At 70.0% G+C, this 26,255-nt stretch carries 22 protein-coding genes; 11 read left to right on the forward strand and 11 right to left on the reverse strand.

Annotation, left to right across the window (positions count from 1 at the left end):
* Positions 1-18: 18 nt before the first annotated feature.
* From ACFY0T_RS00880 to ACFY0T_RS00890, 3 genes are read right to left on the reverse strand one after another with little or no spacing between them, the layout of a single operon-like run.
* Positions 19-1,011 carry an ABC transporter permease gene (locus ACFY0T_RS00880; protein ID WP_388863471.1) on the reverse strand — a complete coding sequence of 331 codons (993 nt, stop codon included), beginning with the start codon at positions 1,009-1,011 and terminating at the stop codon, positions 19-21.
* Positions 1,004-2,044: an ABC transporter permease gene (locus tag ACFY0T_RS00885; protein ID WP_388863473.1), complete on the reverse strand. Its 1,041-nt coding sequence runs from the start codon at positions 2,042-2,044 to the stop codon at positions 1,004-1,006. Before ACFY0T_RS00885 ends, ACFY0T_RS00880 begins: the two co-directional genes overlap by 8 nt.
* 58 nt (positions 2,045-2,102) lie before the next feature.
* Positions 2,103-3,620 carry a sugar ABC transporter ATP-binding protein gene (locus ACFY0T_RS00890; protein WP_388863475.1) on the reverse strand — a complete coding sequence of 506 codons (1,518 nt, stop codon included), beginning with the start codon at positions 3,618-3,620 and terminating at the stop codon, positions 2,103-2,105.
* Positions 3,621-3,923: 303 nt separating this feature from the next.
* Here ACFY0T_RS00890 and rhaI point away from each other — a divergent pair, with 303 nt between their 5' ends.
* From rhaI to ACFY0T_RS00920, 6 genes are all read left to right on the forward strand, one after another.
* Complete coding sequence (gene rhaI, locus ACFY0T_RS00895) at positions 3,924-5,084, forward strand: L-rhamnose isomerase (protein ID WP_388863477.1); 1,161 nt, start codon at positions 3,924-3,926, stop codon at positions 5,082-5,084.
* A gap of 144 nt (positions 5,085-5,228) precedes the next feature.
* Positions 5,229-7,268, forward strand: a complete 2,040-nt coding sequence (locus ACFY0T_RS00900; protein WP_388863479.1) for a bifunctional aldolase/short-chain dehydrogenase — start codon at positions 5,229-5,231, stop codon at positions 7,266-7,268.
* The gene (locus ACFY0T_RS00905) at positions 7,265-8,728 is read left to right on the forward strand and encodes a rhamnulokinase family protein (protein ID WP_388863481.1); all 1,464 of its coding nucleotides are present in this window, start codon (positions 7,265-7,267) and stop codon (positions 8,726-8,728) included. Before ACFY0T_RS00900 ends, ACFY0T_RS00905 begins: the two co-directional genes overlap by 4 nt.
* Before the next feature lie 71 nt (positions 8,729-8,799).
* The gene (locus ACFY0T_RS00910; protein WP_388863483.1) at positions 8,800-9,555 is read left to right on the forward strand and encodes a (Fe-S)-binding protein; all 756 of its coding nucleotides are present in this window, start codon (positions 8,800-8,802) and stop codon (positions 9,553-9,555) included.
* A 60-nt stretch (positions 9,556-9,615) separates the two neighbouring features.
* Entirely contained in the window at positions 9,616-11,100 is a 1,485-nt protein-coding gene (locus ACFY0T_RS00915; RefSeq protein ID WP_388863485.1) for a LutB/LldF family L-lactate oxidation iron-sulfur protein, read from the forward strand.
* Positions 11,097-11,765 carry a lactate utilization protein C gene (locus ACFY0T_RS00920; protein ID WP_388863487.1) on the forward strand — a complete coding sequence of 223 codons (669 nt, stop codon included), beginning with the start codon at positions 11,097-11,099 and terminating at the stop codon, positions 11,763-11,765. Before ACFY0T_RS00915 ends, ACFY0T_RS00920 begins: the two co-directional genes overlap by 4 nt.
* On the opposite strand, the gene ACFY0T_RS00925 is transcribed toward ACFY0T_RS00920, so the two are convergent.
* Positions 11,738-14,881: a family 78 glycoside hydrolase catalytic domain gene (locus ACFY0T_RS00925; protein WP_388863489.1), complete on the reverse strand. Its 3,144-nt coding sequence runs from the start codon at positions 14,879-14,881 to the stop codon at positions 11,738-11,740. The genes ACFY0T_RS00920 and ACFY0T_RS00925 overlap by 28 nt on opposite strands.
* A 258-nt stretch (positions 14,882-15,139) precedes the next feature.
* Between ACFY0T_RS00925 and ACFY0T_RS00930 the strand changes: the two genes are divergently transcribed.
* Entirely contained in the window at positions 15,140-16,294 is a 1,155-nt protein-coding gene (locus tag ACFY0T_RS00930) for a betaine/proline/choline family ABC transporter ATP-binding protein (protein ID WP_388863491.1), read from the forward strand.
* Here the strand turns inward: ACFY0T_RS00930 and ACFY0T_RS00935 are convergent.
* From ACFY0T_RS00935 to ACFY0T_RS00955, 5 genes are all read right to left on the reverse strand, one after another.
* Entirely contained in the window at positions 16,261-17,217 is a 957-nt protein-coding gene (locus tag ACFY0T_RS00935; protein ID WP_388863493.1) for a hypothetical protein, read from the reverse strand. The genes ACFY0T_RS00930 and ACFY0T_RS00935 overlap by 34 nt on opposite strands.
* A gap of 124 nt (positions 17,218-17,341) precedes the next feature.
* Entirely contained in the window at positions 17,342-17,932 is a 591-nt protein-coding gene (locus tag ACFY0T_RS00940; RefSeq protein ID WP_388863495.1) for a hypothetical protein, read from the reverse strand.
* A gap of 40 nt (positions 17,933-17,972) precedes the next feature.
* Positions 17,973-18,908 (reverse strand): ABC transporter substrate-binding protein, encoded by a 936-nt coding sequence (locus ACFY0T_RS00945; protein ID WP_388863497.1) that lies wholly within the window; start codon positions 18,906-18,908, stop codon positions 17,973-17,975.
* Positions 18,905-19,576: an ABC transporter permease gene (locus ACFY0T_RS00950; RefSeq protein WP_388863499.1), complete on the reverse strand. Its 672-nt coding sequence runs from the start codon at positions 19,574-19,576 to the stop codon at positions 18,905-18,907. The genes ACFY0T_RS00945 and ACFY0T_RS00950 overlap by 4 nt, the downstream gene beginning before the upstream one ends.
* Complete coding sequence (locus tag ACFY0T_RS00955) at positions 19,573-20,253, reverse strand: ABC transporter permease (protein WP_388863501.1); 681 nt, start codon at positions 20,251-20,253, stop codon at positions 19,573-19,575. Before ACFY0T_RS00955 ends, ACFY0T_RS00950 begins: the two co-directional genes overlap by 4 nt.
* Before the next feature lie 224 nt (positions 20,254-20,477).
* Here ACFY0T_RS00955 and ACFY0T_RS00960 point away from each other — a divergent pair, with 224 nt between their 5' ends.
* The 3 genes from ACFY0T_RS00960 (at position 20,478) to ACFY0T_RS00970 (ending at position 23,156) form a co-directional block, all read left to right on the forward strand.
* Positions 20,478-21,266 carry an ABC transporter ATP-binding protein gene (locus ACFY0T_RS00960; protein WP_388863503.1) on the forward strand — a complete coding sequence of 263 codons (789 nt, stop codon included), beginning with the start codon at positions 20,478-20,480 and terminating at the stop codon, positions 21,264-21,266.
* A gap of 3 nt (positions 21,267-21,269) precedes the next feature.
* A complete protein-coding gene (locus tag ACFY0T_RS00965) occupies positions 21,270-22,580 on the forward strand; it encodes an FtsX-like permease family protein (RefSeq protein WP_388863505.1) in 1,311 nt (436 codons plus the stop codon).
* 180 nt (positions 22,581-22,760) lie between these two features.
* Complete coding sequence (locus tag ACFY0T_RS00970) at positions 22,761-23,156, forward strand: ANTAR domain-containing protein (protein ID WP_388863507.1); 396 nt, start codon at positions 22,761-22,763, stop codon at positions 23,154-23,156.
* Between the two features lie 200 nt (positions 23,157-23,356).
* Here the strand turns inward: ACFY0T_RS00970 and ACFY0T_RS00975 are convergent, their stop codons facing one another.
* Together ACFY0T_RS00975 and ACFY0T_RS00980 are read right to left on the reverse strand one after the other, a co-directional pair.
* Complete coding sequence (locus ACFY0T_RS00975) at positions 23,357-24,151, reverse strand: RNA polymerase sigma factor SigF (protein WP_388864190.1); 795 nt, start codon at positions 24,149-24,151, stop codon at positions 23,357-23,359.
* Positions 24,152-24,511: 360 nt separating this feature from the next.
* Entirely contained in the window at positions 24,512-25,468 is a 957-nt protein-coding gene (locus tag ACFY0T_RS00980; RefSeq protein ID WP_388863509.1) for a LysR family transcriptional regulator, read from the reverse strand.
* A gap of 188 nt (positions 25,469-25,656) precedes the next feature.
* Between ACFY0T_RS00980 and ACFY0T_RS00985 the strand changes: the two genes are divergently transcribed.
* The gene (locus tag ACFY0T_RS00985; RefSeq protein WP_388863511.1) at positions 25,657-26,172 is read left to right on the forward strand and encodes an SRPBCC domain-containing protein; all 516 of its coding nucleotides are present in this window, start codon (positions 25,657-25,659) and stop codon (positions 26,170-26,172) included.
* Positions 26,173-26,255: the final 83 nt, after the last annotated feature.

The raw sequence follows: 26,255 nt of genomic DNA on the forward strand, positions 1-26,255 counted from the left end.
GGGCGGCCCGGGTGGGAGCTACAAGGTCGGAGTCGAGGCGGCTCTGCGGCCCGCCCTCGCTACGGAGATCTGCCGTGCCACCCGGGGGCCGAGCACGGAGACGACGAGCAGTACGCCGGTGACGACGATCTGCGACTGCGCGGAGACATTCAGGAGGCTCATCACGTTCTGCAGCGCGCCGAGCAGGAAGACTCCCGCGATCGCGCCGCCGAGCGTGCCCTTGCCGCCGTCGAAGTCGATGCCGCCGAGGAGGACGGCCGCGACGACGGAGAGTTCGAGTCCGGTGGCGTTGTCGTAGCGGGCGCTGGCGTAGTGCAGGGCCCAGAAGACGCCGGTCAGGGAGGCCATGAAGCCGGTGGCAACGAACAGGATCAGCTTCTGCCGCTTGACGCGGATGCCGGCGAACCGCGCGGCCTCCTCGTTGGCGCCGATCGCGAACGCCGAGCGTCCGAACGGGGTGGCGTGCAGGACGACCACGGCGATGGCCAGCAGCACCAGGAACGGCAGGAAGGCCTGCGGGATGAAGGTGTTCCCGATGCGTCCGGCCGCGAAGTCCAGGTACTGGGTGGGGAAGTCGGTCACCGCGTCCGAGCCGAGCACGATCTGCGCGATGCCCCGGTAGGCGGCGAGCGTACCGATGGTGACGGCGAGGGACGGCAGCCCCAGCCGAGTCACCAGCAGGCCGTTGACCAGCCCGCACACCACGCCGAGCAGCAGGCACAGCGGGATGATCGTCTCGATCGACATGCCCTGGTTCCACAGGGCGCCCATCACCGAGCCGGACAGCCCGGCCGTGGACGCGACCGAGAGGTCGATCTCCCCGGCCACCACGAGCAACGTCATCGGCAGGGCGATCAGCGCGATCGGCAGGGTGTTGCCGATCAGGAACGACAGGTTGAGGGCGTTGCCGAACCCGTCCACGAACCCGAAGGAGAACAGCAGCAGGACGATGAGGAGGGCGCCGACGACCGTGTCCCAGCGGACGGCGCGCGCGAGGGGCGAGTCAGCCATGGCGGGCGTTCCTCTTCTTCAGGGCGGAGGCCACGCGCAGCGCGACGACCCGGTCGACCGCGATGGCGAGGATGAGCAGGATGCCGTTGATGGCGAGCACCCAGACGGAGCTGACGCCGAGGGCGGGCAGCACGCTGTTGATGGAGGTGAGCAGCAGCGCGCCGAGCGCGGCGCCGTAGACACTGCCGGAGCCGCCGGTGAAGACGACACCGCCGACCACGACCGCGCTGACGACGGTCAGTTCATAGCCGGTGCTGGTGCCGGAGTCGACGTTGCCGAACCGGGCGAGGTACAGGGCGCCCGCGAGCCCCGCGAGGCCTCCGCAGACGATGTACGCGGTCAGGATCCGCTTGCGGACGGGGATGCCGGCGAGCCGTGCGGCCCCCGGGTTGGAGCCCAGCGCGTACAGCTCGCGTCCGCTGCCGAAGTGCTTGAGGTAGTACGCGGTGACCACCAGCACCGCCAGCGCGATCAGCGCGAGGTACGGCACCGCCGAGATGCCGCCGGAGCCGAAGTCGACGAAGCTGCCGGGCAGGTCGGCCGCGGTGATCTGCCGGGAGCCGACCCAGATGGAGTCGATGCCGCGAATGATGTAGAGCGTGCCGAGGGTGACGACGAGCGCGGGCACCTGGCCGAGGCTGACGAGCAGTCCGTTGACCAGGCCGCAGCCGATGCCGAGCAGGACCGCGAGGAACACGGCGACGACGGGGTTTCCGCCGCCCTGCAGATAGGTGCCGGCCGCGAAGGCGCTGATGCCCAGCGTCGAGCCGACCGACAGGTCGACGTTTCGGGTGATCACGACCAGCGACTGGCCGGTGGCGACCAGCACCAGGATGGTCGCGTTCAGCAGCAGGTCCTTGATGCCCTGCTCGGACAGGAACTCGCTGTTGCCCATCTGGGTGATGGCGATCATCACCAGGAAGACGGCCAGGATGGCGAGTTCACGCATCTTGAAGACGCGGTCCACCAGCCGGGTGCCGCTGGACTTGGGCACCTCGGCGGCGGGGGCGGGGTTGGGTGCGGTCACCGTCATGCGGCGGCCCTCTCAGTGGTAGTCGTCGTCATGCGGCGGCCCTCCGCGTGTGTCGTCGTCATGCGGCGGCCCTCCCGGTGGCTGCGGCCATCACCGTTTCCTCGGTGGCTTCGGAGCGGGGGATCTCGGCGGTGAGCCGGCCCTCGTGCATCACCAGCACGCGGTCGGCCATGCCGAGGATCTCGGGCAGGTCGGAGGAGATCATCAGGACGGCGACCCCGTCGGCGGCCAACTCGCTGAGCAGCCGGTGCACTTCGGCCTTCGTACCGACGTCGATGCCTCGGGTGGGCTCGTCGACGATCAGCACCTTGGGGCCGGTGGCGAGCCACTTGGCGAGGACGACCTTCTGCTGGTTGCCGCCGGAGAGCGTGGAGACGGTGTCGGCGATCCGGGCGTACTTCACCTGGAGCTTGACCGCCCAGTCGAGGGAGCGGCTGCGCTCGGCGCCGCGGTCCATCAGGCCCGCCCTGACCGTCGTACGCAGCCCGGTCAGGCCGATGTTGCGCTCGATGGACATGTCCATCACCAGGCCCTGGGCGCGCCGGTCCTCGGGGACCAGGGCGAGCCCGGCGGCCATGGCCGTGGAGGGCGCTCCGTTCGTCAGGGTCCTGCCGTCGACCTCGACCTCACCGGCGTCCCAGCGGTCGACGCCGAAGACGGCCCGTGCCACCTCCGTACGCCCCGCGCCGACCAGTCCGGCGAGGCCGACGATCTCGCCGCGCCGGACGTCGAAGGAGACGTCGGTGAAGACGCCCTCGCGGGTCAGTCGGCGCACGCTCAGCGCCACCTCGCCCGCCTCGACGTCCTGCTTGGGGTAGAGCTCGTCGAGGTCGCGGCCGACCATCCGGCGTACCAGGTCGTCCTCGGTCATGCCGTCCAGCGGTTCGCTGGAGATCCAGGCGCCGTCGCGCAGGGTTGTGACCCGCTGGCAGATGCGGAAGATCTCCTCCAGGCGGTGCGAGATGAACAGCACCGCCGAGCCCTGCTCGCGCAGGGTGCGGACGACACCGAAGAGGCGGGCCACCTCGCTGCCGGTCAGGGCGGCGGTCGGCTCGTCCATGATCAGGACGCGGGCGTCGAAGGAGAGCGCCTTGGCGATCTCGACGATCTGCTGGTCGGCGATGGACAGGCCGCGTGCGGGGCGGTCGGGGTCGAGTTCGACGCCGAGACGCTTCATCAGGGCCAGGGTCGCGGCGTGCGTGGCCCTGTGGTCGATGCGGCCGAGCGCGCGGCGGGGCTGGCGGCCCATGAAGATGTTCTCGGCGATCGACAGGTCGGGGAAGAGCGTGGGCTCCTGGTAGATCACCGCGATGCCCGCGTCGCGGGCATCGGCGGGACCGTGGAAGACGGTGGGTGCGCCGTCCAGCAGCACCTGACCGGCGTCCGGTCGGTGCACGCCGGCGAGCGTCTTGATGAGGGTCGACTTGCCCGCGCCGTTCTCTCCGGCGAGCGCGTGCACTTCGCCGGGAAACAGTTCCAGGGACACGTCCCGCAGGGCTCGTACGGCGCCGAAGGACTTCGAGATGTCCTTGAGCGCCAGCACGGGGGCCGGACCCGTATCGGACGGGTGGGTCATGAGGGCTCCTCGACGACGTCGGCGGGACGGCCCCACAGCGTCGTGAAAGGTTTCAATTGGGTTGCCGGGACGTTAGGCATGTCACCCAGGTCACGTCAATGGGTTCCTGTCGAAATTTTTCGAGGAACAAAGGTCACAACAGAGTCACGGCCAACGGCTTGCGCCGCAGGGGTTGACAGCCCTTCGGGGGGCTCATAGCTTCGGCTCCTGAATCGTTTCAGACCGCTCTGCGCAGCACTCCGCAGAACAGCAGCCTTCAGAAGTCTTCACAGACGTCAGACCCGAAGTCGTAGGAGCCCCGAAGTGACCGAGCTCGCCGCGGTGAAGACCGCGCTCAAGACCCAGGCCGTCGAGACGCCGTCATGGGCGTACGGGAATTCGGGGACCCGATTCAAGGTGTTCGCGCAGCCCGGAGTGCCGCGCACACCTCAGGAGAAGCTCGACGACGCCGCGAAGGTGCACGAGTACACGGGCGCCGCGCCGACCGTCGCGCTGCACATCCCCTGGGACAAGGTCGACGACTACGCGGCGCTCGCCAAGTACGCCGAGGAGCGCGGCCTGAAGCTGGGCACGATCAACTCCAATACCTTCCAGGACGACGATTACAAACTCGGCTCCATCTGCCACCCGGACGCGGCGGTGCGCCGCAAGGCTCTTGATCACTTGCTCGAGTGCGTCGACATCATGGACGCGACGGGTTCCAAGGACCTGAAGCTCTGGTTCGCCGACGGCACGAACTATCCCGGTCAGGACGACATCCGCGAGCGCCAGGACCGGCTCGCCGAGGGCCTGGCCCTCGTGTACGAGCGGCTCGGCGACGACCAGCGGATGCTGCTGGAGTACAAGTTCTTCGAGCCCGCCTTCTACACGACGGACGTCCCCGACTGGGGCACGGCGTACGCGCACTGCCTCAAGCTCGGCCCCAAGGCGCAGGTCGTCGTGGACACCGGGCACCACGCCCCCGGCACCAACATCGAGTTCATCGTCGCCACGCTGCTGCGCGAGCGGAAGCTCGGCGGCTTCGACTTCAACTCCCGCTTCTACGCCGATGACGACCTGATGGTGGGTGCGGCCGACCCCTTCCAGCTGTTCCGGATCATGTACGAGGTGATCCGCGGCGGTGGGTTCACGCCGGACGTGGCGTTCATGCTCGACCAGTGCCACAACATCGAGGCGAAGATCCCGGCGATTATTCGTTCGGTCATGAACGTCCAGGAGGCCACGGCGAAGGCTCTCCTCGTCGATCGGTCCGCGCTCGCCGAGGCCCAGCGGTCCGGCGACGTGCTCGCCGCGAACGCGGTGCTCATGGATGCGTACAACACGGACGTGCGTCCGCTGCTGGCGGAGGTGCGCTCCGAGCTCGGGCTCGATTCCGATCCCGTCGCCGCGTATCACCGGTCCGGCTACGCGGATCGGATCGCCGCGGAGCGGGTTGGTGGGCAGCAGGCGGGTTGGGGGGCGTGATGGCTGAGTCTCGTCTGCCGGGTTCGGCCGGATGCAGACTGCGGGCCGTAGTGGGCTGGTCGCGCGTTTCCCCGCGCCCCTAAACAAGGGGCGCTCCCCCCTTGAGCCCCTCACACGTACACACTCTTCTTAAGGACTAGGAACATGGCACCCCATCCCGAAGCCGCGGCTCTGCTCGCCCGCTCCCACCGGCTCGGCGCCGACCCCCGCAACACCAACTACGCGGGCGGCAACGCCTCCGCGAAGGGCACCGACACCGATCCTGTGACCGGAGGTGATGTCGAGCTGATGTGGGTCAAGGGGTCCGGTGGTGACCTCGGGACGCTCACCGAGGCCGGGCTCGCGGTGTTGCGGCTGGACCGGCTGCGTGCGCTCACGGAGGTGTACCCGGGTGTCGAGCGCGAGGACGAGATGGTCGCCGCGTTCGACTACTGCCTGCATGGCAAGGGCGGCGCGGCCCCGTCCATCGACACCGCGATGCACGGTCTGGTGGACGCGCCGCACGTCGATCACCTCCACCCCGACTCCGGGATCGCGCTGGCCTGCGCGGCCGACGGGGAAAAGCTGACCGCCGAGTGCTTCGGCGACAGCGTGGTGTGGGTGCCGTGGCGCCGGCCCGGTTTCCAGCTCGGCCTGGACATCGCGGCGGTCAAGGAGGCCAACCCGCAGGCGATCGGCTGCATCCTCGGCGGGCACGGCATCACCGCGTGGGGCGCCACCGCCGAGGAGTGCGAGCGCAACTCGCTGCACATGATCCGCACCGCCGAGGCCTTCCTCGCCGAGCGTGGGAAGGCGGAGCCGTTCGGGCCGGTCGTCGAGGGGTACGAGGCCCTGTCCGAGGCGGACCGCCGGGAGCGGGCGGCGGCACTGGCGCCGTACATCCGGGCCATCGCCTCCCAGGACCGCCCGCAGGTCGGCCACTTCACCGACTCCGATGTCGTCCTGGACTTCCTTGCCCGCGCCGAGCACCCGCGGCTCGCCGCGCTCGGCACCTCGTGCCCGGATCACTTCCTGCGGACGAAGGTCCGGCCGCTCGTCCTCGATCTGCCGCCGACCGCCTCCGTCGACGACACGATCGCGCGTCTCAAGGAGCTGCACGCCGCGTACCGCGAGGAGTACGCCGCCTACTACGAGCGGCACGCCCTGCCCGACTCCCCCGCGATGCGCGGCGCGGACCCCGCGATCGTGCTCGTGCCCGGTGTCGGCATGTTCTCCTTCGGCAAGGACAAGCAGACGGCGCGGGTGGCGGGCGAGTTCTACGTCAACGCCATCAACGTGATGCGCGGTGCCGAGGCCGTCTCGACGTACGCGCCGATCGAGGAGTCGGAGAAGTTCCGCATCGAGTACTGGGCCCTGGAGGAGGCCAAGCTCCAGAGGATGCCCAAGCCCAAGCCGCTCGCGACGCGGGTGGCGCTGGTGACGGGTGCGGGCAGCGGCATCGGCAAGGCGATCGCGCACCGGCTGGCGGCCGAGGGCGCGTGCGTGGTGGTCGCGGACCTCAACGCGGAGAACGCCGCGGACGTCGCCGCGGCGCTGGGCGGCCCCGACAAGGCCGTCGCCGTCACCGTCGACGTGACGTCCGAGGAGCAGATCGCCGAGGCGTTCAAGGCGGCGGTACTGGCCTTCGGCGGGGTGGACCTGGTGGTCAACAACGCCGGTATCTCCATCTCCAAGCCCCTGCTGGAGACCTCGGTCCGCGACTGGGACCTCCAGCACGACATCATGGCCCGCGGCTCCTTCCTCGTCTCGCGCGAGGCGGCCCGGGTGATGATCGCGCAGGGGCTGGGCGGTGACGTGGTCTACATCGCCTCCAAGAACGCGGTCTTCGCCGGTCCCAACAACATCGCGTACTCCGCGACCAAGGCCGACCAGGCCCACCAAGTCCGTCTGCTGGCCGCCGAGTTGGGCGAGCACGGGATCCGGGTCAACGGCGTCAACCCCGACGGCGTCGTGCGCGGCTCGGGGATCTTCGCGGGCGGCTGGGGCGCGCAGCGGGCGGCGACGTACGGCATCGAGGAGGAGAAGCTCGGCGAGTTCTACGCCCAGCGGACGATCCTGAAGCGGGAGGTGCTGCCGGAGCACGTCGCGAACGCGGTGTTCGCGCTGACGGGCGGGGACCTGACGCACACCACGGGACTGCACGTCCCGGTCGACGCCGGCGTCGCCGCCGCGTTCCTGCGATGACGGCGACCACAGCCGTGACGTCTGGGCACGCGTACGCCGCGGTCGACCTCGGCGCGTCCAGCGGGCGCGTCATGGTCGGCCGCGTAGGACCCGACTCGCTGGACCTCACGGAGGCACACCGCTTCCCGAACCGGCCGGTCCGGGTCCCCGAGGGGCTGCGCTGGGACATCCTCGCGCTGTACGCGGGCGTCCTCGACGGCCTGCGTGCGGCCGGGCAGGTCGACTCGGTCGGCATCGACAGCTGGGCCGTGGACTACGGCCTGCTGGACGCGGACGGAGCGCTGCTCGGCAACCCGGTGCACTACCGCGACGCCCGCACGGAGGGCGTCGCGGAGAAGGTGTGGGCGACCGTGCCCGCCGCCGATCTGTACGCGGCGACCGGGCTCCAGTACGCGCCCTTCAACACCCTGTACCAGCTGACGGCGGCCCGCTCCACGCATCAACTCGCCTCCGCCGAGCGCCTGTTGCTCATCCCGGACCTGCTGACGTACTGGCTCACCGGCGAGACGGGCACCGAGATCACCAACGCGTCGACCACCCAGCTGATCGACCCGCGCACCCGGGACTGGTCGTACGACATCGCGGAGCGGCTCGGCATCGACCTGAGGCTGTTCGCGCCGCTGCGGCAGCCCGGCGACCCAGCCGGTCTCCTCCAGCCGCACGTCCTGGAGGAGACCGGGCTGACCGGCCCGGTCCCGGTGACCACGGTCGGTTCGCACGACACCGCCTCGGCGGTCGCCGCCGTCCCCGCCACCGGGGAGCGGTTCGCGTACATCTGCACCGGCACCTGGTCGCTGGCGGGCCTGGAGCTGGACGCGCCCGTGCTCACCGAGGCGAGCCGGGCGGCCAACTTCACCAATGAACTGGGGCTGGACGGCACGGTCCGCTATCTGCGCAACATCATGGGACTGTGGCTGCTCCAGGAGTGCATACGGGACTGGGGGCACCCCGACCTGGGGGAGCTCCTGTCGGCCGCCGCCGAGGTGGCGCCGCTGCGGTGCGTGGTGGACGCGGGCGACGCGGCGTTCCTGGCGCCGGGCCGGATGGCGTCCCGCATCGCCGACGCCTGCCGGGAGTCGGGGCAGCCGGTGCCCGAGTCCCCCGCCGAGGTGACGCGCTGCATCCTCGACTCCCTCGCGCTCGCCCATCGCCGGGCGCTCGCCCAGGCCCAGTCCCTCGCCGACCACCCGGTCGACGTCGTGCACATCGTCGGCGGCGGCACCCGCAACGCCCTGCTGTGCCAGCTCACCGCCGACGCCTGCGGCCTGCCGGTCGTGGCGGGCCCCGCGGAGGCGGCGGCGCTGGGCAACGTCCTCGTCCAGGCGCGGGCCCACGGGCTGGTCGGCGACCGCGCGTCGATGCGGCGACTCCTCGCCCGTACCCAGCCGTTGCGGCGCTACGAGCCCCGGGGAGACGCGGCGGCCTGGCGCGCCGCGGAGTACCGGCTCACCCGGCCGTGAGCGGGTACTCCCCTGGTGCTCGCCCGCCGCGTACTCTGCACTCATCCGATGATCGATCCCAAGGAGCTGCGATGCGTGTCGCCCTGTTCCTGACCTGTGTCAACGACACGCTCTATCCGGACACCGGCCGCGCTGTGGTGAAACTGCTGACCAGGCTGGGCGTCGACGTCGACTTCCCGATGGGCCAGACGTGCTGCGGGCAGGCGCACTACAACACCGGGTACCGCCATCAGGCCGAGCCGCTCGCCCGGCATTTCTCCGATGTTTTCGGGGAGTACGAGGCGATCGTGACGCCGTCCGGGTCGTGCGGGGCGATGGTGCGGGAGCTGTATCCGCGGATGGGTGAGCGGGCGCGTGCCGAGGGCCGCGGGGACTCCCTCGCGGCCACGCTCGCCCCGGTCGTGCCCAAGACGTACGAGCTGACGGAGTTCCTCGTCGACGTGCTCGGTGTGACGGACGTCGGCGCGTACTACCCGCACACGGTGACCTACCACCCCACCTGTCACGGCCTGCGCAGCCTGGGCCTGGGCGACCGGCCGCGCCGACTGCTCCAGGCCGTCAAGGGACTTGAGCTGCGCGAGCTGCCCGGTGCCGACGAGTGCTGTGGCTTCGGCGGCACCTTCGCCGTCAAGAACCCCGATGTCTCCGCGGCGATGGGCGCCGACAAGGTGCGCAACGCCACGTCGACGGGCGCCGATGTGCTGTGCGCGGCCGACAACTCCTGTCTGATGCACATCGGCGGCACGATGACCCGGCTCAACACGGGCATGCGGCCGGTGCACATCGCGGAGATCCTGGCGAGCACGGAAGAGGAGCCGTCGGCATGAACGGACGCACCGTGGAGGAGCCGAACGCATGAACGGGACCAGTGGAGAGGAGCGGGGCGCATGAGCGGCGGCACTTTCGTCGGCATGCCGGCCTTCCCCCAGGCCGCGCACGAGGCCGTGCACAATGCCACCCTGCGCGGCAATCTGCGCCACGCCACCCACACCATCCGCTCCAAGCGCGCCAAGGCGGTCGCGGAGGTGTCCGACTGGGCGGCGCTGCGCGAGGCGGGCAAGCAGATCAAGGACCACACGCTCCGTCATCTCGACCGGTATCTGGTGCAGTTGGAGGAGTCCATCGCCGCGGCCGGCGGCATCGTGCACTGGGCCGCCGACGCCGACGAGGCCAACCGGATCGTCGCGGAGCTGGTCAAGATGACCGGCGAGCGCGAGGTCGTCAAGGTCAAGTCGATGGCCACACAGGAGATCGGACTCAACGAAGCCCTCGAAGCGGAGGGCATCCACGCCTACGAGACCGATCTCGCCGAACTCATCGTGCAGTTGGGCAAGGACCGGCCCTCCCACATCCTCGTCCCGGCGATCCACCGCAACCGCGGCGAGATCCGGGACATCTTCGCCCGTGAGATGAGCGAGTGGGGCCGCCCGGCCCCCGAGGGCCTGACCGACACGCCGGCCGAGCTGGCCGAGGCCGCCCGTCTGCATCTGCGCGAGAAGTTCCTGCGCGCCAAGGTCGGCATCTCCGGCGCCAACTTCATGGTCGCCGAGACCGGCACCCTCGTCGTCGTCGAGTCCGAGGGCAACGGCCGGATGTGCCTCACCCTCCCCGAGACGCTGATCTCGGTCGTCGGCATCGAGAAGATCGTGCCGACCTGGCAGGACCTGGAGGTCTTCCTCCAGACCCTCCCCCGCTCCTCGACGGCCGAGCGCATGAACCCGTACACCTCGACCTGGACGGGCACCACGGACGAGGACGGACCGCAGACCTTCCACCTGGTCCTCCTCGACAACGGCCGCACCGACACGCTCGCCGACGAGGTCGGCCGCCAGGCGTTGCGCTGTATCCGCTGCTCGGCGTGTCTCAACGTCTGCCCGGTGTACGAGCGGGCGGGCGGCCACGCCTACGGCTCGGTCTACCCGGGCCCGATCGGTGCCATCCTCAGCCCCCAACTCCGGGGCACGCAGAGCGAGATCGACGCCTCGCTCCCGTACGCCTCCTCGCTGTGCGGCGCCTGCTACGAGGTCTGCCCGGTGGCCATCGACATCCCCGAAGTCCTCGTCCATCTGCGGGAAAGGGTCGCCGAGGGCGGCCCGGCGACGCGGGACGGCAACAAGGTCGTCCTCAAGCCCGCCAAGGGACATGCCGCCGAGCGGGCGGCGATGCGCGCGGCACGCTGGGCGTTCAGCCACCCCGGCGCGTTGCGGACGGGCCAACGGCTCGCGTCGCGGACACGCCGCTTCCATCCACGGACGCTGCCGGGCCCGGGCAAGGCGTGGAGCGCGAGCCGTGATCTGCCGTCGGTGCCCGCGGAGCCGTTCCGCGACTGGTGGCAGCGTACGCGGGGCGGAAAGGACGGGGAGGCGAAGTGAACAGCAGGGATGTGATCCTGGGCCGGGTACGGCGTGCGATCGCGGACGTACGACAGAACGACACGCCGTACGAGCAGGCCGTTGACCGGAGTTATCTGCGCGAGCACGGGGCCCGGAGTGTCGCGGAGACGGTGGATCTGCTCGCGGAGAACCTGGCGGACTATCGGGCGGTCGTGCACCGCTGCGACGCCGACGGGCTGACGGCCGTGGTCGCCGGGCTGCTCGCCGAGCGGGGTTCGGCGTCGGTGCTCGTGCCGCCGGGCCTCGACGGGGAGTGGCTGGCCGCGATCGAGGTGACGCGTGTCCCGGACCGGACCGACAGCACAGCGGGCGAACTCGACCAGGTCGACAGCGTGATCACGGCGTGTGCGGTGGCCATTGCCGAGACCGGCACCATCGTGCTGGACGGCGGACCCGACCAGGGCCGCCGCCGCATCACGCTGGTCCCGGACCACCACATCTGTGTGGTCCGCGTCCCCGACCAGGTCGTCTCCTCCGTGCCCCAGGCCCTCGAACGCCTCGACCCGACCCGCCCGTTGACCTGGATCTCCGGTCCTTCGGCGACCAGTGACATCGAGCTGGACCGGGTCGAGGGGGTGCACGGTCCGCGCACCCTGGAGGTGGTGCTGGTGAGCGGTCAGCCGAGCGCCGAGGTCACCTCGTAGCCACCGGAGGGCAGCCGGTAGGAGGCGACTCCGTTCTCGAAGCCCAGGTAGTCGACGCCGGACACCTGGGCCAGCGGTGTCCGGTTCTCACGGACGGTGGACGGGTCGGTGGTGGGGATGCGCAGGGTCGCGCCGCTGTTGGCGGGAACCACCGCCCGGTAGGTCATGGTCCGGCCCTTCACCGTCCACTCGCTGACGATCTCGCCGTCTTGCGAGGCGTGCGAGCCCGCCACCCGCGTGATCTTCCCGGTGGGGTCGATGTGCGGCTGCAGGAAGAAGTGCTTGAACCCGGGGTGGGCCGGGTCCTTGGCGATGCCGGCCATGGCCTCGTACATCCACTCGGCGATGGCGCCGTAGGCGTAGTGGTTGAAGGAGTTCATCTCGACCGGGCCGAAGCCGTCCTTCTTCGAGTACGAGTTCCAGCGCTCCCAGACGGTGGTGGCGCCGTTCGTCACCGAGAACAGCCATGAGGGCAACTCGTCCTGGTGGAGCAGCTGGTACGCCAGGTCGGCGCGGCCCTGGTCGGTGAGCACCGGGGCGAGGACGTTGACCCCGAGGAAACCCACGGAGAGCGTGTTCTCCGCGTACTTCACTCGGGTGCTGTCCGGGTGGGCCGCCTTGTAGGCCGGGCCGTTCTCGATGTTCTCCGCGAGGAGCTTCAGGAGTTCACGGCGCTGTGCGTCCGTGTCGTACAGACCGAGTTTCAGTGCCCACAGCAGCGCGGTTTGGGAATTGTCCTCGGTGGGGGCGGCGTCGCCCACTTCGGACGCCTTGCCGAGGCTGGAGCGGAGCACGAGCTTGCCCGCGGAGTCGGTGCCGAGGTACTTGGCGACGAACTTCCGCTTGATGTTCGCGAACAGCTCGTCGTAGGCGCGGGCTTCGGTGGCTCGGCCGGTGGCGCGGCCCATGTCCGCCAGGAGGCGGGTGGAGTAGCCGTAGTAGACGTCGCTCATCATCTGGGCGCTGGTGTTCTGGAAGGCCAGCCAGTCCCCGAAGACCGAGCCCTGACCGGCGTAGGAGTCGCCCGAGGTGCGGTGGATCCAGTCGATGTACTTGGTCATGGCCGCCCAGCTGCGGTCGATGACGGTGGTGTCGCCGGACATCTGCCAGACGGCCCACGGCACGACGACGCCCGCGTCGGACCAGCCGCTCTCGGGAGCGGGGAAGGCGAACCGGGAGCCGGGCGCGATGCAGGTGAACTGGGCGCCGTCGACGCCGTATGTCTGCTGCGACTCGATCAGGGTGTCCTGGAAGTGGCTGAGGAAATTGACCGCGTCGCCGTTGTAGAGGCCGGTGTTGCAGAACACCTGGGTGTCGCCGGTCCAGCCCTGGCGCTCGTCGCGCTGCGGGCAGTCGGTGGGCACCCAGAGGTAGTTGCCGCGCTGGCCCCAACGGACGTTGCTGAACAGCTGGTTGACCAGGGCGTTGTCGGTCGTCACGGTGCCGGTGTCGCGGATCGCGGAGGTGGCGACCTTTCCGGTGACGCCGGAAACCGTGACGGTGGTGTCCGGGGTGGCGATCGTCACCTGGACGTAGCGGAAGCCGTAGAAGGTCAGCGAGTCCTGGTGGGTCTCGCCGTTCTTCGCGCCCTTGAGGGTGTACGTGCTGGTGGCCTTGGCGGTGCGCAGGTTGGCCAGGTAGACGGAGCCCTTCGGCCCGTCGGCGCCTTGGCTGTCGTCGTTGAGCATCTCGCCGAAGCGGAGGACGACTTGGGCGCCGACGGGGCCCTTCAGGGTGTAGCGGGGGACGCCGACCATGTTCTGTCCCAGATCGAATATCGCCGTGTCCCCGGTGTGCAGGGTCACCGCGGCCTTCGCCGCCTGCTTCGGGTCGGTGACCGAGCGGTCGGGGTCGACGACGATGTGGCCCCTGCCGTTCGGGCTGGTGGACTCGCCGGCCACCTGGTTGTAAACGGTGACGGACTCGGGGCGGCGGTCCCACTGCTCCATCAGCCGGGCGGTCTCGCCGGGGTAGGCGACGAGCTTCGCGTCGGGGAACTTGGTGCCGAAGCCGTGTTCCTCGACCTCCGCCCAGCCGGAGTCGTCGAAGCCGTTCGCCGACCAGCCGGGCAGCTCCTTGCGGGCGTCGTAGGTCTGTCCGTCGTAGATGTCGTCGGCGCGGTACGGGCCGGTGTCGGTGGCCTTCCATCCGTCGCCGGGCCTGGTGACCACGCTCTGGGCGGTTCCGTCGTCGTACCGGATCAGCAGCTTGGCCTTCAGGGCGAGGGGGTTGCCGTCCTTCGCGTAGTACTTGCTGTCGTCCAGGCCCGGGATGCCCGTCGCCGCCTCGCTGATCCGGGAGTTGTACCAGCCGTTGCCGAGCACCGCCGCCAGCGTCACCTGCCGCTCCCCCGCGACCAGTTGGGTGACGTCGTACGACATGTAGTTGACGGTGGAGTCGTAGTTGGTCCAGCCCGGGGTGAGCAGCTCGTACGTGCTGCCCTCGCCCTGCGGCAGCGCGACCCGGTGGCCGTTGACGTAGGCGTCGTACACACCCAGGGCCGAGATGTAGAGCCTGGCCTCGCACACGCGTCCCTTGAGCGCGCTCTGGCGTCGGAGCAGCGGCGCGCCGGCGCTGTTCGGGGCCTTGCCCGCCATGCTGATCCACTTCGCGCCGTCCCAGCCCGACACGCCGTCGGTGCTGAGGAGGCCGGTCTCGAAGTGGGCGGTCGGGGCGCCGCCGGTGACGCGGCCCTCCTCGTCCCACACCGCCACGGTCCAGTAGTAGCGGGTCGAGGCGCGCAGGGCTCTGCCCGAGTAGCGGACGGCCACCGAGTCCGCCGACGCGACGCGGCCGCTGTTCCAGACGTCCGCGCGGGTGCGCGTCAGGCGCTCGGGCGAGGTGGCCACCAGGATCTGGTACGCCGTCTGCCGGCGGCCTCGGGCGGAGGAGGCCATGCGCCAGCCGAAACGGGGCTTGGCCGCGTCGACTCCGAGCGGGTTGGTGCGGTGCTCCACGGTCAGGCCCGACACGCCGGTTCGCACCGCGGTGGGTGCGGCCCAGGCGGTGCCTCCGGTGCCGAGTTGTCCCGCTGCGACCACGGGCACGGCACCCAGCGCCGTGGTGAGGACCGTCCTGCGCCGGACGGTCCTCTTGTTGCTCTCTCGTTCAGTCACGCCGTCATCCCTTCGGCTTCCAGAGCGAGTTGATTAAAACGATTCACTCGAACGGCGCCCGACCATAGTGGCGACTGTGACACGTGTCTACAACTCGGGCAGCATGACCATCGCCCAGAAACAAACAGAACTTCCCAGGCCGCCGTGACCAGGAGTTCCGCACCCTGTTTGAAACATTTCAAAAACGGAAGCTGTGGTTCACGCCCAAGGGGACGCCACTGCTGAGCGGTGCGCGACGCGCGCGGTTAGCGTGAGGGCATGATCCGGTTCGATCAGGTCACCAAGCGCTACCCGGACGGCACGACCGCCGTGGACGGCCTCTCCTTCGAGGTCGCCGAGGGCGAACTCGTCACGCTCGTCGGCCCGTCGGGCTGCGGCAAGACGACGACCATGATGATGGTGAACCGGCTGATCGAGCCGACGTCCGGCCGGATCTTCGTCAACGGCGAGGACATCGCCACCGTCGACCCGGTGCTGCTGCGGCGGCGCATCGGATACGTCATCCAGCAGGTCGGACTGTTCCCGCACCGGACGATCCTCGACAACACGGCGACCGTGCCGACGCTGGTCGGCTGGAAGAAGGCGAAGGCGCGGGCACGCGCCGCCGAGTTGCTCGATCTGGTGGGGCTGGACCCCAAGACGTACGGACCGCGCTATCCGGACCAGCTGTCGGGCGGTCAGCGGCAGCGGGTCGGCGTGGCACGGGCGTTGGCCGCCGACCCGCCCGTGCTGCTGATGGACGAGCCGTTCGGGGCCGTCGACCCGGTGGTGCGGGAGCAACTGCAGGACGAGTTCCTGCGGATGCAGCAGGCCGTGCGCAAGACGGTCCTGCTGGTCACGCACGACATCGAGGAGGCCGTGCGGCTCGGCGACCGGATCGCGGTGTACGGGCAGGGGCGCATCGAGCAGTTCGACACGCCCGGGGCGGTCCTCGGCACGCCCGCCACGCCGTACGTCGCCGAGTTCGTCGGCGCCGACCGCGGACTGAAGCGGCTGTCGGTCACCGCGATCGAGGCCGACGACCTGCAGCAGCCGCCGATCGCGCGCCTCGACGAGCCCGCCGACCGGGCCGCCGCGCGGCTGCACGCGGAGGGCGCCCGCTGGGCCGTCGTACTCGACACGCGGGGCGATCTGCACGGATGGGTCGGCGTCGACGAGCTGGAGGCGGGCGGTACGGTCGGCGACCTCGCCCACCACATGAACTCCTGGGTGCCGGTGGGCGCCCCGCTGAAGCAGGCCTTCGGTGTGATGCTCCAGCACGACGCGGGCTGGGTCGCCGTGCTGGACGGTGCGCGTTTCCTCGGCGTACTGACCCCGGCGAAGCTGCACGAGGCGCTGCGGCGGTCAGTGGACGCGGACGCCCTGGGCGTGTCACGGGGTCAGGTGGAGTTCGACTCGGTGGCGGACGCCTGAGCCGTGGAGCGAGCGGTGCGCTCCGGACGGTTCGAGCGGTCGAGGAGTCCGAAGGCCCAGCGTTCGTTGAAGCCCGCCAGGAAGCCGACGGCGCACCAGAATCCCCAGAAGGCGGTGCTCTGTCCGTCCTGGTTGGCCGCGCAGATCTCGGCGGGCGTGGCGGGCATCTCGAACAGTTTGATGAAACCGGCGTTGAGCAAGAAGTAGACGGCCAGCGCCAGGATCCAGCCGACGAAGACGCGGTAGACGCCCTCGTGGCGCATACCGCGGGCCATCTGGCCGGGCGCGACGGCACCGCGGTCACCATTGGTCCTGCGGCGCGTCAGCTCCTCGCCGCTGTTGCGCAGCCGCACGAGGACGCTGAGCACCGCACCGAAGGCCCCCACTCCCCCGCAGACGAACGCCCCCATCAGACTCCAGCGGTCGCTGCAGCCCACCTCGACCCGCAGCAGGTCGAGCAGCCCCGCCGCTCCCACCAGCAGGGGCACGATCAGCAGCACGACGCTGATGAGCGCGCCCAGGCTGAGCCCCACGTTGATGCCCCTGCTGACCGCCAGCGCGCAGTCCTGATCGATGCGCGCCCGCAGGCCGGAGATCTCCTTGTTGAGATAGTCGGCCAGATGGCGGTTGGGCTCCGAGCCCGCCAGCCGCCCGTCGCGCAGGACGTTGCTCAGCACGTTGCCCACGGTGATGCGGAGCGACTGCCTGGTCTGCGACTCGAAGGCCCGCTGCGATTCGCCGTAGAGCAGCTGAAGCTGCACCTGCTGCTTGGAATAGACGAGTTCGAACCGCTCGTACGCCTTCTCACAGCCGGGCTCGACGAGATTCGCCAGCCCGTCGGCCTTGGTGTCGGTGCGCGCCCCCAGGACCGCTTCACGTAATGCCTGCCGCCATGTCCGGCGGAATCCCCCGTAGTCCCCCATAGAGAACGTGTACCGGCACCCATCCCGCCCGGGAAGCCGCCCGACCGCACCAGTACGGTCACCGACGTCACGAAGCCGTCACCTCGGGCTCCGGCCTTCATGACCTGACCGCGGTGCCGCGCCCTCAGCAGTAGACAATCGGGCAGCCGCGCCGGAGCGAGTGCTGGGCGGCGCGCAGGTACAGCGCCGCATAGAAGCACGTGTCGAGGTCGTCCGTCCACGGTCCCGACCCGGCGGCGGCCGCTTCCCTCGCCGGCCCGTCCAGGAACCACGTGGTCAGATCGAGGTTGTCGCACGTCGCCGGTATCTCGTCGTCCGGAAGCTCGATGGCCGCCGCCAGTCGCTCCGCGAGGGCGAGGACCTGAGGAGCACCCGCGACCATCGTCGATTCCGTGTAGGACGACTCGACGGGCAGCCAGATCTCCTCGTCGAGCGACAACGGCACCAGCACCGACCAGCCGAGGAGAGTCGCCTCTTCCTCCCGTGACAGGTGCGCCCGGCACAGCGTGCCGAATCCGTCCATGGGAGGGACCAGCTTCTCCTCGAACGCCTGCCCGGAGCCACGCACGAACTCCGTCTCCTCGGGAACGGACTCGTACGGCGGCAGCCCGCGTCGTCTCAACTCGTCGTTCAGTGCGAAGGCGACGTCCCCCCGCCCGTCCTCGTTCTCGTCGAACCACTCCTGCGCGCCGACGCTGACCAGATAGATCCCCATGACCGCAACGTACAGCGCACCACTGACACACCTCTGAACCTCACTTCAGCAGGCCCTTGTCCTTCAGATAGTTGCGGGCCACGTCCTCCGGCAGCCGTCGCCAGCTGTCCACCTGCTGGTTCATGGACGCCAAGTCGGCGGTCGTGAGTACGTCGTTGAGCTTGCCGAGCGCCTGGGTGACGCGCTCGCTGCCGGCGCGTGAGCGGTTGACGACGGGCACGACGTAGTCGGCGTTCTGCAGGTGCTTGTCGTCGGCGAGCAGGACGAGGCCGAACTCGTCGAGGGTCGCGTCCGTCGTGGTGGTCAGCACCATCTGGTCCTGGCCGTTCTGCACGGCGCGCTTCGCCTGGGTGGTGCCGACGCCCTTCGGGTCGACGGCGGTGATGTCGATGCCGTACGTCTTCTTCAACCCGGGTTCGCAGTACGGGCGTTGCACGCACTCGTCGGCCGCCGCGAGCCGCACCTTCAGGCCGGATTTCCCCAGGTCGCTGAGCGTCTTGAGGTGATGCTGACGGGCGTACGCGTCGGTCACGGCGAAGGCGTTCTGGTCGACGGCCCTGCCGGCGTCGAGGACGGTGAGGCCGCGCGGCACGGCCAGATTGCGCAGGGCGGCCATTGTGGCGTCGAGGTCGGGTGAGCCGACGGGCGGTGCGTCGGCGCCATGGGTCTTGGCGTTCAGCCAGTCGGCGAAGGTGGCCGCGTATTCGGCGACGACGTCGATCTGGCCCGATTCCAGGGCGGGTTCGTACAGTTCGCGGTTGGCGACGGTGAGCAGGGACGTCTTATAGCCGGCCTGGTTCAGCAGCAGCGCGTACATCTGGGCCAGCAGGTCGCTCTCGGTGAAGCCGGCCGAGCCGATGGTGAGATGTCTGCTGTCGCCGGGCGAGGCGGTGACCGCGCCCTGGGTCTCCAGGGAGGGGCCGGTGGTGCAGCCGCTGACGAAAACCAGGGACGCCAGTGCGATGCGTCGCCTCACCGCGGGCCCCTCGTCCAGTGCGGCGCCAGCCTTTCCTCGACCTCGAAGATCCCCTCGACGATCAGCGCGAACACGGCGACCAGCACGGCACCGGCGACGACCTGAGGCGTACTCGCCAGGTTGAAGCCCGCGGTGATGATCCGGCCGAGCCCGCCGCCGCCAGCGAGTGCGGCGATGGTGGCGGTCGCGACGAGCTGGACGGCGGCGATCCGCAACCCGTTCAGCACCATCGGGAGCGAAAGGGGCAGTTCCACGTGAAACAGCATCTGTCGCCCGGTCATCCCCATCCCGCGGGCCGCCCGCACCACGTTCTGGTCGACCTCGCGCATCCCGACATACGCATTGGTGAGCAGCGGTGGCACGGCGAAGAGGACCAGCGCGACGACGGTCGGGCCCTCGCCCCACTTGCCGAGCGGGGTGAGCAGCAGGAGCACCAGCACGGCGAAGGTGGGGACGGCGCGGCCGACGTTGGAGATGTTGACGGCGAGGGCGCCGCCCTTGCCCAGGTGGCCGAGGACGAGCGCGACGGGCAGCGCGATCAGACAGCTGATGATCAGGCAGACGACGGTCAGGACGAGATGCTGGGCGAGGCGGTGCCAGACGCCGTCGTCGCCCGACCAGTGCGCGGAGTCGGTGAGCCAGCCCCAGGCGTCGGTCAGGGTGTTCATCCTCGGGCCGCCCTGGTCCAGGGGGTGATGAGCCGCTGCACGCCCAGCAGGAGGAGGTCCGCGGCGACGGCGATGACGACGCACAGCACGGACGCGGTGAGGACCTGGGCCTTGAAGTAAGTGTTCATGCCGGCGTAAATCAGGTTGCCGAGCCCTCCGAAGCCGACGATCGCGCCGACCGTGACCAGCGAGACGGCCGAGACGGTGGCGATCCGCAGCCCGGCCATGGCGGCGGGCACGGCGAGCGGCAGTTCCACGGTGAGCAGGAGCCGGATGGGCCCGTATCCCATGCCGCGCGCGGCCTGCCGGGTCTCCTCGGGGACGGCACGCAGGCCCGCGAGGATGTTCCGTACGAGCAGGGTCAGCGAGTAGAGGACGAGGCCCGCGACGACCAGCGCGGCCGAGAGTCCGTACACGGGCAGGAGCAGCGAGAACATCGCCAGCGACGGGATGGTGTAGAGGATCGTGGTCACCCCGAGGACCGGACCGGCCGCCCAGCCCCAGCGGCGGGCGAGTACGGCCAGCGGCACCGCGATGACCAGCCCGATCAGGACGGAGACCGCCGTCAGTTGCAGGTGCTGGACCACCGCGTCGAGGAGGATCTGGCGGCGGGTGCTCAGGTACAGCCCGCAGATCCATTCGTTGCGCGCGAGGCAGTCGTCCGGGGGCGCGGTCACGCGTCCATTCCATCGGGGGCAGGCAGGGGTCGGCGCATTCTGGTGGCCCGTACGGGGTGCCTCGCTTACGGGGTGTAGCGCGTACGGGATTGGGGCGTACGGGGTGCAGGGCGTACGGGGTGTCGCTGAGTACACCCCGGAATACGGGCTCTGCGCCCCATGTGGCCGGCCCCGGCGCTCCGTAGCGTCTTGGGCGAGGCACAGGGCGTGCCGGACGGAGAGTGATGACGATGTTTCGCCAAGCGCGGCGTACGAACGACTCGGGACCCGCCCCCGAGGCTCTGCGGCTGATCAAGGTCAGCAAGACGTTCGGGGCCGAGGAGAGTGCCGTGACCGCCCTGGACGGGGTGACGCTGAGCCTGGCGCGGGGCACGTTCACCGCGGTGATGGGGCCTTCGGGGTCGGGCAAGTCCACGCTGCTGCAGTGCGCGGCCGGGCTCGACCGGCCCGACAGCGGCATCGTGATGGTGGACGGTACGGAGATGACGGGCGGCGGCGAGGCCGAGTTGACGAAGTTCCGGCGCCGCCGGGTCGGCTTCGTCTTCCAGCAGTACAACCTGCTGCCGACGCTGACCGTCGCCCAGAACACCGTTCTGCCGCTCAAGCTCGCCCGTCGGCGCGTCGACCGTGCGCGGGCCCGGGAGGTCCTGACGGCCGTCGGTCTCGGCGACCGGCTCGGCCATCTGCCCGACCAGCTCTCCGGAGGACAGCGGCAGCGCGTGGCGATCGCCCGTGCGCTGGTCACCGAGCCTCGGGTGATCTTCGCGGACGAGCCGACCGGCGCGCTGGACACACGCAGCGCGCGGGATGTGCTGCGGCTGCTCCAGGAGGCGGTACGGGTGCACGGCAGGACCGTGGTCATGGTGACGCACGACCCGGTCGCCGCCTCGTACGCCGACTCCGTCGTGTTCCTCGCGGACGGACGGCTGGCGGGCGAGCTGCACGCGCCGACGGTGGACGCGGTGGCCGAGCGCCTGGCGCACCTGGGCGACGACGCGCTGCTGGGGGTGTGAGTCATGTTCGCTCTGGCCCTGCGTTCGATCCGCAAGCGCCCCGGTCGCTTCACGGCGACGTTGCTGTCCGCGTTCCTCGGCGCGGCGATCATCATGACGTTCAACTCGATGCACGACACGGCCGGGCAGCCCGGCGTGGACTCGGTGAGCGCGGAGTCGCTGTCCACCGCGGCGAGCGTCGTCGGCGGCTACGGCACCCTGTTGGTGTTCTTCGCGGTCGCCTCCGCGCTGACGGTGAATGTCCGTCAACGGAGCGCCGAGATCGAGCTGTTGCGCTGCTCGGGAGCGACTCCGGCGCAGATCAAGCGGATGGTCGTCGGTGAGTCGGCGGCGGTCGCGCTGGTGGGCGCGGTGCTGGCGATCGGTCCGGCGATGCTCGGCGGGCGCGCCCTGCTGGACGTCTTTCAGGACAGCGGTCAGGTGGAGCGGTCCGTGGACTACTCCTTCGGTCCCATCGCCCTGATGTCGGGCATCGACATCACGGTGCTCGCGGGCGCGGGCGCGGCGTTCCTCGCGGTGCGGCGGGCGACGCGCCGCCGTCAACCCCGGGGCGGGGCACGGAAGTTCCTCGCGTACGCGGCGCTGGTCGTCGGCTTGGCGGCGGTCTGCTCGACCTTCGTCCTCTCCGCGAAGGACGCCGGGCTGATGGCGCCTCCCGCGTACGGCGCGATCCTGCTGTCGGTGGGGTTCGCGCTCCTGTCCCCGAGGCTGCTGAAGGGCCTGCTCGCCCGGCTTCCCCTGGCGGGCCCGAGCGGTTATCTGGCCGTACGCAACCTGCGCCGGCGCGCCGACGCCCTGTCCGGTGTCCTGATGCCGCTGATCCTGTTCACCTGCATGGCGACGGCGACGCTGTCCATGCAGGCGGTCGAGAACGACGCGATCGACGCCTCGGGCGTACCGAAGTCCATCGACGCCAAGAACCTGGAGACCCTCAACCTCGTGGTCGTCGGCATCATCGTGGTCTTCTCCTGCATCATGCTGATCAACTCGCTGTACGCGGCGACGACTTACCGCAGCCGGGAGTTCGGCCAGCAGCGGCTGGCCGGTGCGACGCCGGGCCAGGTGCTCGCCATGGTCGGCGCGGAAGGTGTGATCCTGACGGTGACCGGTGTCTTCTTCGGCACCGTGGCCGGGCTCGCGGGAATCCTCCCGTTCACCCTGGTCCGTACGGACACGACCTGGTCGAGCCAGGTCCCGGGCATCTGGCTCGCCGTCGTCGCGGTCGCGGCGGCGGTGACGCTGGGGACCAGCCTGCTCACAGCCCGGCGCACCCTGCGGACGCCCGCGGTCGCGGCGGTGACGCTCGCCGCGTGACCGGACGCTCGGTCCGGGAAGATCCGAGAAGATCGAGAATATCGAGAAGATCCGGGGAGATCCGCGGAGATCCGGGGAGGGGCGCCCGCCCGAGCGGGTGTCCCTCCCCCCGCGCTGGCACACGCGCCGTCGAGTGGCGACGATGTACTCGAAGGACGCGGCCCGACCCCGGAGGGGACGATGAACCAGGATGCCCGTTCGGGAAGCGAGGAGCCGCCATCCGGCGCCCCCCAGGAGTCCGCCTCCGAGCAGTCGGCAGCGCCCGCCGAGGAGAGGGAGCAGATCGTCGAGCTGCGGGAGGAAATAGACCAGTTGAAGGAAGCCGTCACCTCGCACGCCGTCGTGGACCAGGCGATCGGCATGATGGTCGCCCTCGGGCGGGTGACACCCGATCAAGGGTGGACCGTTCTCCGGGAGGTCTCCCAGCACACGAACATCAAGCTGCGCACCATCGCGGAGATGATCATTGTCTGGGGGCAGAGGGGAGAGCTGCCGCCCGATATCTGCGCCGTCCTCGAGGACACGCTCGACAAATACGGGCCCACCCAGATCCCGGACGCTCCGCCCGCTCCGTAACCCCGAAAAGTGTTTGGATCCGGTCCGCCCCGGTAGTTCGGAGAAAGGCGAGAGGCTGGCCAACCATTCCCGGGAGGGTTCGGCAGTGAGCTCGCCCCCGACCTCCCGGACCGAGGAGACTCGGCCGGGCGGCCGGGTAGGACCGCTGACCGTCGCGGCAGCTGCGCGGCATCGGCGAGCACCTGCGACCGTCGCGGCAGCTACGCCGCATCGGCGAGCACCTGCTCACGCAGCGTGGCGCAGCAATCGCTGATCAGCCGGGACACGTGCATCTGGGAGATGCCGAGCTGCTCCGCGATGCGGCTCTGTGTCATACCGCCGAAGAACCGTAGGTAGAGGATGGTCCGCTCACGCTCGGGCAGCGCGCTCAGCGCGGGCTTCACGGCCTCCCGGTCGACGACCAGGTCGAAGCCGGCGTCGAGTTCGCCCAGTGCGTCCGCGAGGGCGTATCCGTCCTCGCTGCCCGGCAGCTCCGCGTCGAGCGAGAGGGCGGCGAAGCTGTCCAGGGCCTCCAGTGCTGTGCGTACGTCGTCCTCGCCGAGGTGCGCCCACTCGGCGATCTCGGCGATGGTGGGCTGTCGGCCGGGGGTCGTCTGGTGCAGCTCTTTCAGTGCGGCGCGGACCCGGCTGCGCAGATCCTGGACGCGGCGCGGCACGTGCAGGATCCACATGTGGTCGCGGAAGTGACGCTTGATCTCGCCCGTGATGGTGGGGATCGCGTAACTCTCGAAGGCGTTGCCCCGGGCCGGGTCGTACCGGTCGACGGCTTTGACCAGGCCCAGTGCCGCGACCTGGCTCAGGTCCTCGATGGATTCGCCTCTGCCCCGGTACCGGCCCGCGATGCGCTCCGCCATGGGGAGCCAGGAGCGGACGATCTCGTCGCGCAGCGCCTGTCGCTCGGGTCCGTCGGGCAACGCGCAGAGCCGGTCGAAGGCTGCCCCGGTGTCCGGGGCGTCGTCGTGCGGGTGATGCTTCGTGTTGACCGTGCCACGCATGGTGCTCACAACTCCCTCGTGGGGTGCTGAGTGGACAGTCACCATGGGAGGCGCGCACGCGAACCGGTCGAGACACCCGCGGCCCGACATGCCGGCTCCCACGGACGTGCCTCCTGTCCGAAGCACAAAGGAATCATATTCCTGGTAATCGGCCCCCTCAACAATTGCCCTGATGACGTGACGCCGGGCAGTCGGCCGAATATGGAATGTGATCAGAGCTCCGCTCAGGGAAATTCGCCCTTCACGTATGAGAGCCCCTCACGTATGAGAAGGGGATCGTCGAAATGACGGACCCTGGCTTCGCCCGCAAAAGCGGCTACGCCCCAGGGTTGTCATGGTCCCGCGGCCGTGTTCCCGTAACTACCAGGAGCGCGCGGCGAGTTGGAGAGCCTCGCGGACGCGGATCACGTCCGGGTTGGTGTCGGCGCCCGAGCGCTGGACGAGGAAGAGGGTGTTCAGCGGCGGTTCCTCCGGGTCGTGGAGCAGGACGAGGCGGCCCGAGTCCAGGTACTCCTGGCACAGTGAGCGGGGCAGCACGCTGAAGCCGCCGCCCGCGTTGACCGCCGAGAGAACGGCGTACAGGTTCGGCACGGTGACCGCGGCGCGGGCGGTGAGCTGCTTGCCGAAGATCGTCCGCCAGTAGCGGCGCACGATGGGCAGGTCCTCCGCGTACGTGACCAGGGGGACGTCACGGAGCGCGGCACCGAGCTCGTCGGCGCAGGAGTGCTCGGGGATGTGCCGCGCCCAGCTGGGGGCCGCGACCAGTACGTACTCCTCGTCCGCCAGGGGCACGGAGGCCGGCGCGCGGCCCCGGGGCCGCCGGGTCGCGATCACCAGGTCGTGCTGCCCGGCGCGCATGTCCTCCAGGAGCGGTTCGGTCAGTCCCTGGGTGACGCGCAACTGCACGCCCTCGGCCACGAGGGGGACCAGAGCGGGCAGGACCCGGACGCACAGCAGCTCCGACGGGCCCGCGAGGTGCACGGGGGCACGCTGCCCGGCGAGCGGGCCACTGCCGCCTTCGAGGGCGGCGAGCGCGTCGAGCGGTCCGGCGACCTGGTCGGCCAGTTCGTGCGCGAGGGGCGTGGGCTCCACTCCGCGCGGGAGCCGGGTGAACAGCACACGCCCCGTCTGCTGCTCCAGGGTGCGGATCTGGGCGGTCACGGTGGGCTGGGAGAGCCCAAGCAGGGGGGCCGCCGCCGTGAAGGAACCGGAGCGATAGACGGCCAGGAAGGTGCGCAGCAGGTTCAGATCCGCGTGCGCCGGAATCTGCCTGCCGGTGATCCCGGTCCCGGCGCTGTCGAGTGTCCGATTGTCCATGCCCACCAGCGTAGCGACCTCTCACATCGGCAGGCCGATGGCAGATATCGGCTCCTCTATTGGTTTTCCGATGTTCGCCGGGCCTACAGTCGAGGACGTCGCCAGGTGGCGGCACCCCATATGAGCGGCAACGATGCAGCCAGGAGCTCCGCACCCCGCGCCGTACGCAGGAATCTGAAAGGACTCCCATGACCACGCAGAACGCGATCAACTGGCCCGAGCGCTACCTCCCGGGCACCGGCGACAACTTCGTCTCCAACGAGGTCATCGTCAGGGGTCTGTCCGCCTCTGCCGTCTGGCACTACCTCGTCGACACCTCGGAGTGGGAGGCGTACTACGACAACGTCGCCGACATCTCCTTCCCGCAGGGCGGCGGCCCCGAGCTCAAGGACGACATCCACTTCAGCTTCGGTACCTTCGGCTTCCCTCCCCTGGACGCCCTTGTCGTCGAGTTCCAGGCGCCCGCCGAGGGCGTCCCGGGCCGACTGTCGTGGACCGCGCAGCAGGACGGCAAACCGGAGGAGCAGCTCGACGTGCTGCACGCGTGGCTGGTGGAGGACCTGCCCGGCGGCCGGGTGCGGATCCTGACCCAGGAGACCCAGATCGGCCGGCCCGCCGCGGCCCTGGCCGACGAGCGGCCCAACCCGATGCTCAACGGCCACCAGGCCTGGCTCGAGGGCCTCGTCGGCGCCGCCGCCAAGTGAGCGACCCCCGGGTGTGCCCATGCCGTCGCGGCGCACCCGGTGCCGTACCGTCCCCGATTCGCGCACCCGCCGACGCATCGCAT

The sequence above is a fragment of the Streptomyces sp. NPDC001530 genome (assembly GCF_042894545.1).
Lineage (GTDB): Bacteria > Actinomycetota > Actinomycetes > Streptomycetales > Streptomycetaceae > Streptomyces.

Bases quoted from the DNA above. Each gene is read 5' to 3' on its own strand.
- ACFY0T_RS00905 (WP_388863481.1), top strand. From the start codon at position 7,265: ATGACGGCGACCACAGCCGTGACGTCTGGGCACGCGTACGCCGCGGTC.
- ACFY0T_RS00980 (WP_388863509.1), bottom strand. From the start codon at position 25,468: ATGGACAATCGGACACTCGACAGCGCCGGGACCGGGATCACCGGCAGG.
- ACFY0T_RS00910 (WP_388863483.1), top strand. From the start codon at position 8,800: ATGCGTGTCGCCCTGTTCCTGACCTGTGTCAACGACACGCTCTATCCG.
- ACFY0T_RS00915 (WP_388863485.1), top strand. From the start codon at position 9,616: ATGAGCGGCGGCACTTTCGTCGGCATGCCGGCCTTCCCCCAGGCCGCG.
- ACFY0T_RS00960 (WP_388863503.1), top strand. From the start codon at position 20,478: ATGACGATGTTTCGCCAAGCGCGGCGTACGAACGACTCGGGACCCGCC.
- ACFY0T_RS00930 (WP_388863491.1), top strand. From the start codon at position 15,140: ATGATCCGGTTCGATCAGGTCACCAAGCGCTACCCGGACGGCACGACC.
- ACFY0T_RS00975 (WP_388864190.1), bottom strand. From the start codon at position 24,151: ATGCGTGGCACGGTCAACACGAAGCATCACCCGCACGACGACGCCCCG.
- ACFY0T_RS00935 (WP_388863493.1), bottom strand. From the start codon at position 17,217: ATGGGGGACTACGGGGGATTCCGCCGGACATGGCGGCAGGCATTACGT.
- ACFY0T_RS00985 (WP_388863511.1), top strand. From the start codon at position 25,657: ATGACCACGCAGAACGCGATCAACTGGCCCGAGCGCTACCTCCCGGGC.
- ACFY0T_RS00950 (WP_388863499.1), bottom strand. From the start codon at position 19,576: ATGAACACCCTGACCGACGCCTGGGGCTGGCTCACCGACTCCGCGCAC.
- ACFY0T_RS00970 (WP_388863507.1), top strand. From the start codon at position 22,761: ATGAACCAGGATGCCCGTTCGGGAAGCGAGGAGCCGCCATCCGGCGCC.
- ACFY0T_RS00940 (WP_388863495.1), bottom strand. From the start codon at position 17,932: ATGGGGATCTATCTGGTCAGCGTCGGCGCGCAGGAGTGGTTCGACGAG.
- ACFY0T_RS00880 (WP_388863471.1), bottom strand. From the start codon at position 1,011: ATGGCTGACTCGCCCCTCGCGCGCGCCGTCCGCTGGGACACGGTCGTC.
- ACFY0T_RS00900 (WP_388863479.1), top strand. From the start codon at position 5,229: ATGGCACCCCATCCCGAAGCCGCGGCTCTGCTCGCCCGCTCCCACCGG.
- ACFY0T_RS00890 (WP_388863475.1), bottom strand. From the start codon at position 3,620: ATGACCCACCCGTCCGATACGGGTCCGGCCCCCGTGCTGGCGCTCAAG.
- ACFY0T_RS00885 (WP_388863473.1), bottom strand. From the start codon at position 2,044: ATGACGGTGACCGCACCCAACCCCGCCCCCGCCGCCGAGGTGCCCAAG.
- ACFY0T_RS00965 (WP_388863505.1), top strand. From the start codon at position 21,270: ATGTTCGCTCTGGCCCTGCGTTCGATCCGCAAGCGCCCCGGTCGCTTC.